This is a genomic window from Pantoea sp. Z09, from assembly GCF_022394795.1.
GTDB lineage: Bacteria > Pseudomonadota > Gammaproteobacteria > Enterobacterales > Enterobacteriaceae > Pantoea > Pantoea latae.
In genome coordinates this window covers 2,313,188-2,325,428 of sequence record NZ_CP092373.1, presented here as the reverse complement: position 1 = coordinate 2,325,428, position 12,241 = coordinate 2,313,188, and the positions used below count along the sequence as shown (strand labels likewise).

The following is a 12,241-nucleotide window of genomic DNA, read 5'->3' as shown; positions in this document are numbered from 1 at the left end:
GTCTCCCGCTCGCGGGAGACGTTATCACTACACTAAATGCGGTTTTCGCGCAGCTGCGCCATAAAGCTCTGCACCCACTCCATCCGCAGCTTGCGCTCCGCCAGATCGCGCGTAAAGCGCAAACGGGTTGGGCCGTCGAGCTTCCACTGCTGCGGATCCTTCTGCAGCAGGCTAATCAGCCAGCCGGGATCGACGCTGTTCTGCGGCGCAAAATCAAAGAAGCCGCCTTTGTCGCTGACCTCGATCTTACGGATGCCGAGACTGCGCGCCACCAGCCGCAGGGTGGCGATATCCAGCAGATTGCGCGCCGCATCCGGCAAGACGCCGAAGCGGTCGATCATCTCCACCTTCAGCTCCTGCAACTCTTCTTCGCTGTCGGCGCTGGCGATGCGCTTATAGAGCGACAGGCGCGTATTGACGTCAGGGATAAACTCCTCCGGCAGCAGCGCGGGCATACGCAGCTCGATCTCGGTCTGATTGCTGGTGAGATCTTCCAGCGACGGCTCGCGCCCCGCCTTCAGCGCATCCACCGCGTTTTCCAGCAGCTCCATATAGAGCGAGAAGCCCAGCGTCTCCATCTGCCCGCTCTGCTCCTCGCCGAGCAGCTCGCCCGCGCCGCGGATCTCCAGATCGTGCGTCGCCAGCGCGAAGCCTGCGCCAAGATCTTCCAGCGAGGCGATCGCCTCCAGACGCTTCTGCGCGTCGCTGGTCATCGCCTTGGGATGCGGCGTCAGCAGCCAGGCGTAGGCCTGATGATGCGAACGCCCGACGCGACCGCGCAGCTGGTGCAGCTGCGCCAGACCGAAGTGGTCGGCGCGCTCGATGATAATGGTATTCGCAGTCGGGATGTCGATGCCGGTTTCGATGATGGTGGTGCAGACCAGCACGTTGAAACGCTGGTGGTGGAAGTCGTTCATCACCCGCTCGAGATCGCGCTCGCGCATCTGGCCGTGGCCGATGGCGATGCGCGCTTCCGGCACCAGCTCCTCCAGCCGCTGCGCCGCTTTCTCGATATTCTCGACGTCGTTATAGAGGTAGTAGACCTGGCCGCCGCGCAGCACTTCGCGCAGGATCGCCTCGCGCACCACCAGACTGTCGTACTCGCGCACAAAGGTCTTTACCGCCAGACGACGCGCGGGCGGCGTGGCGATAATCGACAGATCGCGCATGCCGCTCATCGCCATATTCAGGGTGCGCGGGATCGGCGTGGCGGTCAGCGTCAGGATATCGACGTCGGCGCGCATCGCCTTGATACGCTCTTTGTGGCGCACGCCGAAGCGGTGCTCTTCATCGACGATCAGCAGCCCTAAATCGTGCCACTTCAGGTCGCTCATCAGCAGCTTGTGGGTGCCGATCAGGATATCGATCTTGCCCTCGCTCGCCGCCTGCAGCACCTGCGTCTGCTCTTTGGCGCTGCGGAAGCGCGACAGCATCTCGATACGCACCGGCCAGTTGGCGAAGCGATCGCGGAAGTTGTCGTAGTGCTGCTGCGCCAGCAGCGTGGTCGGCACCAGCACCGCCACCTGCTTGTGGTTCTCTACCGCGAGGAACGCCGCGCGCATCGCCACTTCGGTTTTGCCGAAGCCAACGTCGCCGCACACCAGACGATCCATCGCCAGCGGCTGGCACATGTCGCTCAGCACCGCGTTGATCGCCTGCGCCTGATCCGGCGTGGTTTCGAACGGGAAGCTCTCGCAGAACAGCTGATACTGTTCGCGGTCATGCTTAAAGGCGTAGCCCGCTTTGGCCGCGCGCTGAGCGTAGATATCCAGCAGCTCGGCGGCGACATCGCGCACTTTTTCCGCCGCTTTCTGACGCGCGCGCGTCCAGGCGTCGCTGCCCAGCTTGTGCAGCGGCGCGTTTTCATCCGCGCCGCCGGCGTAGCGGCTAATCAAGTGCAGCGACGACACCGGCACGTAGAGTTTGGCGTCGTTGGCGTAGGAGAGCATCAGATACTCCGCCATGATGCCGCCCGCTTCCAGCGTGGTCAGGCCGATATAGCGGCCGACGCCGTGTTCCAGATGCACCACCGGCTGACCGGGCGTCAGCTCCGCCAGGTTGCGGATCAGAATATCGGGATTGATGGTGCGGCGCGTATCCTGGCGGCGACGGCTGACGCGTTCGCCCAGCAGATCGCTTTCGCAAATCAGCGCGCGGCCGCGCAGCGTATCGACAAAGCCGCGCTCGCTGGCGCCAATCATCAGCGTAAAGCGTTCACTCTCCGCTTCATCGAAGCGGTGCACCGTCTGCGGACGCAGCTTGATACGCGCCAGCAGCTCCTGCAGGCTCTCGCGCCGGCCTTCGCTCTCTACCGAGAAGGTGACCTGGCCGCTGAAGCCGTCGAGGAACTGGCGCAGCGGATCGAGCGGCGCTTTGGCCTGCGCCTGCACGGCGATATCCGGCAGCGGCTGATAGCCAAGATTGGTGTTGGCCGCTTTTTCCGGCAGCGCCTCGTTGCTCATCTGCACGCGCGGCCACTGGTTCAGCTCGCTCAGCAGCGCGTCGGGGCGCAGCCACAGCGTGGTCGGCGTCAGCAGCGGACGCATCGGGTCGACGCGGCGGTTCTCATAGCGCGCCTCCACGTCCTGCCAGAAACGCTCTGCGCCGCCGCTGAGATCGCCGCAGTTCACAATCAGGGTATTGTCGGGCAGGTAGCTGAACAGCGTCGGCAGATCCTGCTCGAAAAAGAGCGGCTGCCAGTATTCGATCCCGGCGGGCAGCGTGCCTTTGCTCACCTGCTGATAGATATGCTCCGGCTCGCGGCGCACGTCGAACAGCTCGCGCCAGCGGGTGCGGAACAGCTCGATGGCCGCTTTGTCGGTAGGAAACTCATGGGCCGGCAGCAGATTGATGGCTGGCACCGCTTCCAGCGTGCGCTGGCTGTCGACGTCGAACAGCCGCAGGCTGTCAATTTCGTCGTCGAAAAAGTCGATGCGGTAGGGCTGCTCGCTGCCCATCGGGAAGAGATCGAGCAGCGCGCCGCGCGTGGCGTATTCGCCATGCTCCATCACCTGGTCGACGTGGCGATAGCCCGCCTGTTCCAGCTGATCGCGCAGGCGATCGCGCGACAGCTTCTGTCCCTGCTTCATCACCAGCGCGTGACCGTGCAGATAGGGATGCGGACAGACGCGCTGCATCAGGGTGTTGACCGGCATAATCAGCATGCCGCGCGTCATGGTCGGCAGCTGGTACAGCGTCGACAGACGCGCCGAAATAATGTCCTGATGGGGCGAGAAGCTGTCGTAGGGCAGCGTTTCCCAGTCGGCGAGATGGCTGACGGGCAGATCGGTAAACTGACGGATTTCATCCAGCAAACGCAGCGCGGTTTGCATATCAGGGGTCACCATCAGCACCGGACCGGCGTGGCGCTCGGTGATGCTGGCGCATTCCACCGCGTGCGCGGCGCCGATCAGCTGGCCGAGCTGGCGACGATCGCCGGGTTTTACGGGCAGGGCATAGCGGGTCTGTTCGGACATGGGATCTTGTGCTTCTCTCCATTTTTTCCAGGGCGTCATGATTCCACATTACGCCCTGGCGATCACCTGCTGCGACGGTTTTTCCTTTGCGCGGTGGCCGGGTTATTTAGCGGATGGTTGGGTATAGTGCATGCGCGGACGATCGACATTCGCCCAGCTCAACTCTGTTTCCAGATGGTAGCTGTGGTTGCCGTCGTCCCACTTGACGTAGTAACCGGTGGGCGCGTCTCCCTGTTCAAAAACGTTAACAACTTCGCCTTTAATCTCTCCCGATTTGTGCTTCACAATACTGCCTTTGGGATATCTGAACATGGTGTTTACTCCAGCGCCTGAGGAGCGGGATATCGGCTCCAGTTAATAGTGTAGCCTACCCGGTCGGCTGGCGATTAAGCGTACAGGCCAGCCCGTTAGCACGCTTTTTAACAAAAATCGGCCATACTTTGCCGCGTACTCAGAGGGTTAGAGGTTTCATAAACAGGACGCCTCCTTTATCATCACTGGTCTACTTTCAGGCTACTGCCAAGACGGAATACATGTATCAACCTGTCGCGCTATTTATCGGCCTGCGCTATATGCGCGGGCGAGCATCGGATCGCTTTGGTCGCTTCGTTTCCTGGCTCTCCACCATCGGCATCACGCTCGGCGTGCTGGCCCTTGTCACCGTTCTCTCGGTGATGAACGGCTTTGAACGCGAGCTGGAGGGCAATATTCTCGGCCTGATGCCGCAGGCGCTGGTCACCAGCGAGAAGGGCAGCATTAACCCGCAGCAGCAGCCCGCCGACAGCCTTAAGCTGGCGGGCGTCAGCCGCATGGCGCCGCTTACCACCGCCGACGTGGTATTGCAGAGCGCGCATAACGTGTCGGTCGGCGTGATGCTCGGCATTCAGCCCGATGAGAAGGATCCCCTCACGCCTTATCTGGTCAATACGCCGCAAAGCATGCTGCAGTCGGGCCAGTACAACGTCATCCTCGGCGAACAGCTGGCGACGCAGCTCGGCGTCAAGCGCGGCGACGAGCTGCGTCTGATGGTGCCGTCGGTCAGCCAGTTTACCCCGATGGGCCGCGTGCCGAGCCAGCGCCTGTTTACCGTGGCGGGCACCTATGCCGCCAACAGCGAGGTGGACGGCTACCAGATCCTGGTCAACCAGCAGGACGCCTCGCGCCTGATGCGCTATCCGGCGGGCAACGTGACCGGCTGGCGCCTGTGGCTGGATAAACCGCTGGCGGTAGATGCGCTGAGCCAGCAGGCGCTGCCCGCCGGACTGGTGTGGAAAGACTGGCGCGAGCGCAAAGGCGACCTTTTCCAGGCGGTGCGCATGGAGAAAAATATGATGGGGTTGCTGCTTAGCCTGATCGTCGCCGTCGCCGCCTTTAATATCATTACCTCGCTCGGCCTGCTGATTATGGAGAAGCAGGGCGAAGTGGCGATCCTGCAAACCCAGGGGCTGACGCGCCGTCAGATTGTCGCGGTCTTTATGGTGCAGGGCGCCAGCGCCGGCATTATCGGCGCGCTGCTCGGCACGCTGCTCGGCGTGCTGCTCGCCAGCCAGCTCAATAATCTGATGCCGGTGATCGGCCTGTTTTTAGACGGCGCGGCGCTGCCGGTCGACATCAATGTCTGGCAGGTGGTGACCATCGCCGTGACGGCGATGGTGGTCGCGCTGCTGTCGACGCTCTATCCCTCCTGGCGCGCCGCCGCCGTTCAACCCGCTGAGGCTTTACGTTATGAGTAACACCCCTTTGTTGCAGTGCCGCGCGCTGTGCAAACGCTATCAGGAAGGCAGCGTGCAGACGGACGTGCTGCGCGACGTCACCTTTAGCCTGCAGCCCGGCGAGCTGATGGCGATTGTCGGCAGCTCCGGCTCCGGCAAAAGTACGCTGCTGCATCTGCTGGGCGGTCTGGACGCGCCGACCTCCGGCGATGTGGTGTTTGACGGTCAGTCGCTGAACGCCATGTCGTCGTCAGCCAAAGCGGCGCTGCGCAACCGCGAGCTGGGCTTTATCTACCAGTTCCACCATCTGCTGCCTGACTTTAACGCGCTGGAAAACGTGGCGATGCCGCTGCTGATCGGCAAGGTTGGCAAGGCGGAAGCGCAGCAGCGCGCGCGCGAAATGCTGGCGGCGGTCGGGCTGGAGAAGCGCGCGCATCATCGTCCTTCGGAGCTGTCGGGCGGCGAGCGTCAGCGCGTCTCTATCGCGCGCGCGCTGGTGAACCGTCCGCGTCTGGTAATGGCGGATGAGCCAACCGGCAACCTCGACGCGCGCAACGCCGACGCCATTTTCGAACTGCTGGGCGAGCTGAACGTCCGTCAGGGCACCGCCTTTCTGGTGGTGACGCACGATCTGCATCTGGCGAAGCGGCTGTCGCGTCAGATGGAGATGCGTGACGGGCAGTTAAGCGAGCAGGTGACCTTAGCAGGAGCGCTGTAATGGGTTCGTCGTTATCCCTGTTGTTAGGGCTGCGTTTCAGCCGCGGTCGTCGCGGCGGTGGCATGGTGTCGCTGATTTCCATTATCTCCACGCTCGGCATCGCGCTGGGCGTGGCGGTGCTGATTATCGGCCTGAGCGCCATGAACGGCTTCGAGCGCGAGCTGAATAACCGCATTCTGGCGGTGGTGCCGCACGGCGAGATCGAGGCGGTGAATCAGCCGTTCCGCAACTGGCAGTCGCTAATTACGCCGGTTGAGCAGGTGCCCGGCATCGCCGCCGCCGCGCCCTACGTTAATTTTACCGGGCTGATTGAGAGCGGTGCGAAGCTGCAGGCGCTGCAGGTGAAGGGCGTCGACCCGGCGCAGGAGCCGCGCCTGAGCGCGCTGCCGCAGTTCGTTGAGGGCGACGGCTGGAAAACCTTCGCCGCCGGCAAGCAGCAGATTATTTTAGGCGGCGGCATCGCCCGCACGCTGAACGTGAAGCAGGGCAGCTGGATCACCATCCTGATCCCTAATAACGACGGCGGCACGAAGCTGCTGCAGCCGAAGCGCATTCGCCTGCAGGTGAGCGGCATTTTGCAGCTGAGCGGCATGCTGGACCACAGCCTGGCGCTGGTGCCGCTGGCGGACGCGCAAAACTACCTCGATATGGGTGACAGTGTCACGGGCATTGCCCTGAAGATGAAGGATCCCTTTCAGGCGGTGAAGCTGGTGCGCGACGCGGGCGAGGCGACGCACGGCTACGTCTATATTCGCAGCTGGATTGGCACCTTTGGCTATATGTATCGCGATATTCAGATGATCCGCGCCATTATGTATCTGGCGATGGTGCTGGTGATTGGCGTAGCCTGTTTCAATATCGTTTCGACGCTGGTGATGGCGGTGAAGGATAAGAGCAGCGACATCGCGGTGCTGCGCACGCTCGGCGCGAAAGATGGGCTGATCCGCGCGATTTTTATCTGGTACGGCCTGCTGGCGGGGCTATTAGGCAGCGTCAGCGGCGTGGTGATCGGCGTGCTGGTGGCGCTCAATCTCACCACGCTGGTGCGCGGGCTGGAATCGCTGACCGGGCATCATTTGCTGGCGGGCGATATCTATTTTATCGATTTTCTGCCCTCGGAGCTGCACTGGCTGGACGTCGGCTCTGTTTTGCTGACCGCCATCGTGCTGAGCCTGCTGGCAAGCTGGTATCCGGCGCGTCGCGCCAGCCGCATCGATCCGGCGCGCGTGCTGAGCGGGCAGTAACCGGGCGGCATCGCGCTGTCATACGCGGCCGCTACACTTGAGATTTTCAGGCGGCGACCCGAACGTCGCCCACAAGGAGTTTTTATGCGTACACCGCGTCGACGCTTGCGACTCGCCCGCTATAAGAAGACCCGCCGCAAGGTGCATCAGCGCTTTCGCCAGCGTATTTTTGAGCGCGATCGTCAGGTTGAGCTGGCGGCCCATCCGCAGCCGTTTGTGGTGGTGCTGACCGGCGCGGGCATTTCAGCCGAGTCAGGCATTCAGACCTTCCGCGCCGCCGACGGGCTGTGGGAGGAGCATCGCGTGGAGGATGTGGCGACGCCGGAGGGCTATCGTCGCGATCCCGAGCTGGTGCAGCGTTTTTACAACGCGCGCCGGCGGACGCTGCAGTCGAGTGATATTCAGCCTAATGCCGCGCACAAGGCGCTGGCGGAGCTGGAGCAGGTGCTGGGCGACAACTTTTTGCTGGTGACGCAGAATATCGACAATCTGCACGAGCGCGCGGGCAACAGCCGCGTGCTGCATATGCACGGCGAGCTGCTGAAGGCGCGCTGCACCAGCAGCGGACAGGTGATTGCGTGGCACGAGGATCTCACCACCGAGGATCGCTGCACCTGCTGTCAGTTTCCTGCGCCGCTGCGTCCGCATGTGGTGTGGTTCGGAGAGATGCCCATCGGCATGGAGGAGATTTATCGTGCGCTGGAGCAGGCGGATCTGTTTATCGCCATCGGCACTTCAGGGCATGTTTATCCGGCGGCGGGCTTTGTGCACGAGGCTAAATTACAGGGTGCGCATACCGTGGAGCTGAATCTGGAGCCGAGCCAGGTGGGCAACGAGTTTGCCGAACGGCATTACGGGCTGGCGAGCGAGGAAGTGCCGCAGTTTGTGGATGGATTTTTACGCAGTTTGTATAAGTAAGGCTGAAAAAAGCCGCTGTAGGGTAAGTGCTCACCGCAGGTGGCAGGGACCGATCGCAAAGACGCAAAAAGCGGCATCCCTGCCAGCTCGGCCCGCGACATCCTTGTCGCGGGACGCTTTGCTCCTCGGTCCCTGTCACCCGCTGTTAAACTCTGGCGTGGCTGTTAGACGACAACTCCTGCTCCCAGCCTTTTTGTTACCGGCCCGCCTTAAGCTTCTGGAACAGCGTCTCATACTGCACGCTGGCGTCGCCGACGTCGTTCTGCCATTCGCCGTTCTTAATCACCTCAGCTGACGGGTAGAGCGACGGATCGTTCGCCACCGCCTTCGGCAGCAGCGCTTTGGCGGCGAGGTTTGGCGTCGGGTAGCCGATGGTTTCCGCCACTTTCGCCGCCACGTCGGGACGCAGCAGGAAGTTGATCAGCTTCAGCGCGCCCGCCTTGTTTTTGGCGTTGGCCGGGATCGCCAGGTTATCCATCCAGAAAATGCCGCCCTCTTTCGGCCATACCACCTCCAGCGGCGTGCCCGCCTGACGCGCCACATAGGCGGAACCGTTCCAGATCATGCCGAGATTCACTTCCCCTTCCATATAGGGGTTGCCGGGGTTGTCGGAGTTAAAGGCGAGCACGTTCGGCATCAGCTTCTTCAGCTCTTCATAGGCGGCGTTGATCTCTTTGGGATCGCGGGTATTGCCAGAGAGGCCCAGCTTGCGCAGCGCCATCTGGAACACCTCGCGCGCGTCGTCGGTCAGCAGCAGGCTCTGCTTATACTCCGGCTTCCACAGATCCGCCCAGCTCTGCACCGACTTCGCGTCCACCGCGTCGGTATTGACACCAATTGCCGTCGCGCCCCAGATATAGGGGATCGAATAGTCGTTGTTGGGATCGAACGGCTTGTTGAGCAGATTGGGATCGAGGTTTTTGAAGTTGCTCAGCTGCGCCTTGTCGATCTTCTGCAGCATGCCCTCATTGCGCATCTTCGCCACGAAGTAGGTCGAGGGCACCACCAGATCGTAGGCGCCATCTTTCCAGGTCTTCAGCTTGGCGTACATGCTCTCGTTGGACTCGTAGGTGGAGTAGATCACCTTAATGCCGGTTTCTTTGGTGAACTGCTCCAGCACCCCCGGCGGCACATATTCGGTCCAGTTGTAGAAGTAGAGCGTGCTGCTGTCGTCAGCCTGCGCGCCCTGCATGCCCAGCGCCAGCGCCCCAGCCGCCAGCCAGTGAGACCATTTTTTCATCATCAATCCTCTATTTGGTTTTATCACGGAGCAACAGCTGGCTGACGCCGACCAACAGCAGCGACAGCAGCAGCAAAATGGTCGCCAGCGCATTCACCTCCGGCGAGACGCCGACCTTCACCATCGAATAGATCTTCAGCGGCAGGATCTCAAAGGTCGGCCCGGTCACGAAGGAAGAGACCACCACGTCGTCCATCGACAGGGTAAAGCTCAGCAGCCAGCCCGCCGCCACCGCCGGCATCGCCAGCGGCAGAATGATTTTACGCAGGATGGTGGTTTCGCTGGCGCCCAGATCCTTCGCCGCCTCCAGCATACGCACGTCAAAGCCCTTCAGCCGTGAATAGACGGTGATCACCACAAACGGCAGGCAGAAGGTGATATGGGAAAAGAGCAGCGACCAGAAGCCGAGCGAAATGCCCAGCAGCATAAACAGCACCAGCAGGGAGATCGCCATCACGATATCCGGCGACATCATCACCACGAACAGCATGCCGCTGACGAAGGGCTTGCCGCGAAAACGGTAGCGGTAGAGCGCCACGGCGGTGAGCGAGCCGATCAGCGTGGCGCAGCTGGCGGAGAGCACGCCCATCAGCAGCGAGTGCTGCGCCGCCTGGATCAGGCTGTCGTTATTCATCAGCAGGCTGTACCACTGGGTGCTGAAACCCTGCCAGTTGATGCCGAAGCGCGAGGCGTTGAACGAGTTAACGATCAGGATCGCGATAGGGATATAAAACCAGGCGTAAATCACGGCCATAAAGCCGCCGCGTAGCAGGCGCGCAATCATTCCAGCTCCACCTTTTTATTCAGCAGGCGCGCGGCGCGCCAGTAAAACAGCAGCATCAGGCCCATCAGCAGCGTCATCACGATGCTGGTCGCCGCGCCGAACGGCCAGTCGCGGATATTGAGGAACTGACTCTTGATAACGTTGCCGATCAGCAGGTTCTTCGCGCCGCCCATCAGATCCGCCACGTAGAACAGCCCCATCGCCGGGATCAGCACCAGCAAACAGCCCGCGACGATGCCCGGCATGGTCAGCGGCAGAATGATGCGGAAAAAGGTCTGCGTTTTGCTGGCACCGAGGTCGCGCGCCGCTTCGAGACAGGCGCGATCCAGCTTCTCCAGGCTGGAGTAGAGCGGCAGCACCATAAAGGGCAGCAGAATGTAGATCAGGCCGAGGATCACCGCCTGCGACGTGTACATAATGCGGAAGGGCGTCTCAATCACCCCCAGCCACAGCAGAAAATCATTCAGCCAGCCGCGCGTGCTGAGAAAGATTTTCAGCCCGTAGATGCGGATCAGCGAGTTGGTCCAGAAGGGAACGATCAGCAGAAACAACAGCAGCGGGCGCAGCCGCGCCGGCAACTTCGTCAGGCACCAGGCGAAAGGATAGCCCAGCAGCAGGCAGCAGAGCGTGGCGATCGCCGCCATATTGAGCGAGTGCAGCAGCACCTCGCCGTAGAGCGGATCGAGCAGCCGCGTATAGTTGCTGAGGGTGAACGCCATCCGCACGAAGTGCGCGTCGTCGCGCGTCAGAAAGCTGGTGACGAAGATCATCAGGTTCGGCAGCAGCACGAACAGCGCCAGCCAGCCGACGATCAGCGCCGTGACGCTTTTCTGGAAACGGTTACGCATCAGCTTCATAGGGCAGCACCACCTCCCAGCTGGGAACCCAGTTCACCGCCATTTTCTGATTAAGGGAGTGATCGAAGTCGGGATCGTCCTCGTTAAAGAATTCGCTGACCGTCACCAGCTTGCCGTTTTCCAGCTCGACGGTGGACTCCAGCGTCATTCCCTTGTAGTTGCGCTCGCGCACGTAGCCGATCAGGCCTTCAATCGGCTGGTCGCTGTGCACCTCGTCGACGCGCAGATCTTCCGGGCGCAGCAGCACGTGCAGGCGATCGCCGACGCTGACCGGGAAGGCGCAGTGAATGTCGCACTCGCGGCCCTCGACGCGGGCGCGCACGCGCGGTGCGGCGCTGGCGTCGAGCACGTCGGCGTCAAACACGTTGATCTCGCCGATAAAGCGCGCCACGAACAGGTTTTTCGGCTCTTCGTAGATTTCGCGCGGCGTGCCGTCCTGCTCGATCTTGCCGTCGCGCATCACCACGATGCGGTCCGACATGGTCAGCGCCTCTTCCTGATCGTGCGTGACGAAGACAAAGGTGATGCCGAGCTTGCGCTGCAGCGCCTTCAGTTCGTTCTGCATCTGCTTGCGCAGCTTGTAGTCCAGCGCGGAGAGCGACTCGTCGAGCAGCAGCACTTTGGGGCGGTTCACCACCGCGCGCGCGATGGCGACGCGCTGCTGCTGACCGCCGGAGAGCTGATGCGGTCGGCGGTCGGCGAAGCTTTCCAGCTGCACCATCGCCAGCGCCTCGCTGACGCGCGCGGCGATCTCGGCGTTCGGGGTTTTCTGCATGCGCAGACCGAAGGCGACGTTTTCAAACACCGACATATGCGGGAAAAGCGCGTAGCTCTGAAATACCGTATTGACGTGGCGATGTTCGGCGGGCGTGTCGGTGATGTCGTGGTCATCCAGCTTCACGCGGCCGCTGTCGACCTCTTCCAGCCCGGCGATCAGGCGCAGAATAGTGGTTTTGCCGCAGCCCGACGGGCCGAGCAGGGTAATAAATTCCCCGTGATCGATAGTCAGGTTAAAGTTGCTGATGATGGACTTGCCGTCGAAAGCTTTACTGATGCCAGAAAGCGTAACCAGCGCCTGCTGCGCGCGTGTTTGCGTCATTTTAGTCACTCAGTCGGTAATGAGGTCGAACAAATTACAGCATAGCCGTTTGCGTCGGCCAGCCAGCGAGAGGGCGCGATGATACCTGAAAAATGGGGCAATGCCATGTTTTGGCGGTGAAAAGAGGCAATCAGGCGCGGATGCCCGATCCTGACCACAGATGTTAACAACGATGTTAAAAGTTCCTTCTGCA

At 61.6% G+C, this 12,241-nt stretch carries 10 protein-coding genes; 4 read left to right on the top strand and 6 right to left on the bottom strand.

Features of this window, described 5'->3' with window-relative positions:
* Positions 1–32: 32 nt before the first annotated feature.
* Both mfd and MC269_RS11135 read right to left on the bottom strand, forming a co-directional pair.
* On the bottom strand, positions 33–3,476 hold the full coding sequence (gene mfd, locus MC269_RS11140) for a transcription-repair coupling factor (protein ID WP_239952438.1): 3,444 nt from the start codon (positions 3,474–3,476) through the stop codon (positions 33–35).
* Between the two features lie 102 nt (positions 3,477–3,578).
* A complete protein-coding gene (locus MC269_RS11135) occupies positions 3,579–3,788 on the bottom strand; it encodes a hypothetical protein (RefSeq protein WP_081141048.1) in 210 nt (69 codons plus the stop codon).
* 221 nt (positions 3,789–4,009) lie between these two features.
* Here MC269_RS11135 and lolC point away from each other — a divergent pair, with 221 nt between their 5' ends.
* From lolC to cobB, 4 genes are all read left to right on the top strand, one after another.
* On the top strand, positions 4,010–5,209 hold the full coding sequence (lolC, locus tag MC269_RS11130) for a lipoprotein-releasing ABC transporter permease subunit LolC (protein ID WP_239952437.1): 1,200 nt from the start codon (positions 4,010–4,012) through the stop codon (positions 5,207–5,209).
* On the top strand, positions 5,202–5,906 hold the full coding sequence (lolD, locus tag MC269_RS11125; protein WP_081141050.1) for a lipoprotein-releasing ABC transporter ATP-binding protein LolD: 705 nt from the start codon (positions 5,202–5,204) through the stop codon (positions 5,904–5,906). The genes lolC and lolD overlap by 8 nt, the downstream gene beginning before the upstream one ends.
* Positions 5,906–7,150: a lipoprotein-releasing ABC transporter permease subunit LolE gene (gene lolE, locus MC269_RS11120; protein ID WP_239952436.1), complete on the top strand. Its 1,245-nt coding sequence runs from the start codon at positions 5,906–5,908 to the stop codon at positions 7,148–7,150. The genes lolD and lolE overlap by 1 nt, the downstream gene beginning before the upstream one ends.
* An 84-nt stretch (positions 7,151–7,234) precedes the next feature.
* On the top strand, positions 7,235–8,068 hold the full coding sequence (cobB, locus tag MC269_RS11115; RefSeq protein WP_239952435.1) for a Sir2 family NAD+-dependent deacetylase: 834 nt from the start codon (positions 7,235–7,237) through the stop codon (positions 8,066–8,068).
* Between the two features lie 196 nt (positions 8,069–8,264).
* Here the strand turns inward: cobB and potD are convergent, their stop codons facing one another.
* The 4 genes from potD to potA are packed head-to-tail and all read right to left on the bottom strand — an operon-like array spanning position 8,265 to position 12,048.
* Positions 8,265–9,308 carry a spermidine/putrescine ABC transporter substrate-binding protein PotD gene (gene potD / locus MC269_RS11110; RefSeq protein ID WP_239952434.1) on the bottom strand — a complete coding sequence of 348 codons (1,044 nt, stop codon included), beginning with the start codon at positions 9,306–9,308 and terminating at the stop codon, positions 8,265–8,267.
* Positions 9,309–9,318: 10 nt separating this feature from the next.
* Positions 9,319–10,092: a spermidine/putrescine ABC transporter permease PotC gene (gene potC, locus MC269_RS11105; protein ID WP_081141054.1), complete on the bottom strand. Its 774-nt coding sequence runs from the start codon at positions 10,090–10,092 to the stop codon at positions 9,319–9,321.
* Positions 10,089–10,949 carry a spermidine/putrescine ABC transporter permease PotB gene (gene potB / locus MC269_RS11100; protein WP_081141055.1) on the bottom strand — a complete coding sequence of 287 codons (861 nt, stop codon included), beginning with the start codon at positions 10,947–10,949 and terminating at the stop codon, positions 10,089–10,091. Before potB ends, potC begins: the two co-directional genes overlap by 4 nt.
* Entirely contained in the window at positions 10,933–12,048 is a 1,116-nt protein-coding gene (gene potA / locus MC269_RS11095; RefSeq protein WP_239952433.1) for a spermidine/putrescine ABC transporter ATP-binding protein PotA, read from the bottom strand. The genes potB and potA overlap by 17 nt, the downstream gene beginning before the upstream one ends.
* Positions 12,049–12,241 lie beyond the last annotated feature (193 nt).

What these genes read in the sequence shown, in the direction of transcription:
- mfd (WP_239952438.1), bottom strand. Translation starts at nt 3,476, where the DNA reads ATGTCCGAACAGACCCGCTATGCCCTGCCCGTAAAACCCGGCGATCGT.
- potA (WP_239952433.1), bottom strand. Translation starts at nt 12,048, where the DNA reads ATGACGCAAACACGCGCGCAGCAGGCGCTGGTTACGCTTTCTGGCATC.
- cobB (WP_239952435.1), top strand. Translation starts at nt 7,235, where the DNA reads ATGCGTACACCGCGTCGACGCTTGCGACTCGCCCGCTATAAGAAGACC.
- lolD (WP_081141050.1), top strand. Translation starts at nt 5,202, where the DNA reads ATGAGTAACACCCCTTTGTTGCAGTGCCGCGCGCTGTGCAAACGCTAT.
- potB (WP_081141055.1), bottom strand. Translation starts at nt 10,949, where the DNA reads ATGAAGCTGATGCGTAACCGTTTCCAGAAAAGCGTCACGGCGCTGATC.
- MC269_RS11135 (WP_081141048.1), bottom strand. Translation starts at nt 3,788, where the DNA reads ATGTTCAGATATCCCAAAGGCAGTATTGTGAAGCACAAATCGGGAGAG.
- potD (WP_239952434.1), bottom strand. Translation starts at nt 9,308, where the DNA reads ATGAAAAAATGGTCTCACTGGCTGGCGGCTGGGGCGCTGGCGCTGGGC.
- lolC (WP_239952437.1), top strand. Translation starts at nt 4,010, where the DNA reads ATGTATCAACCTGTCGCGCTATTTATCGGCCTGCGCTATATGCGCGGG.
- potC (WP_081141054.1), bottom strand. Translation starts at nt 10,092, where the DNA reads ATGATTGCGCGCCTGCTACGCGGCGGCTTTATGGCCGTGATTTACGCC.
- lolE (WP_239952436.1), top strand. Translation starts at nt 5,906, where the DNA reads ATGGGTTCGTCGTTATCCCTGTTGTTAGGGCTGCGTTTCAGCCGCGGT.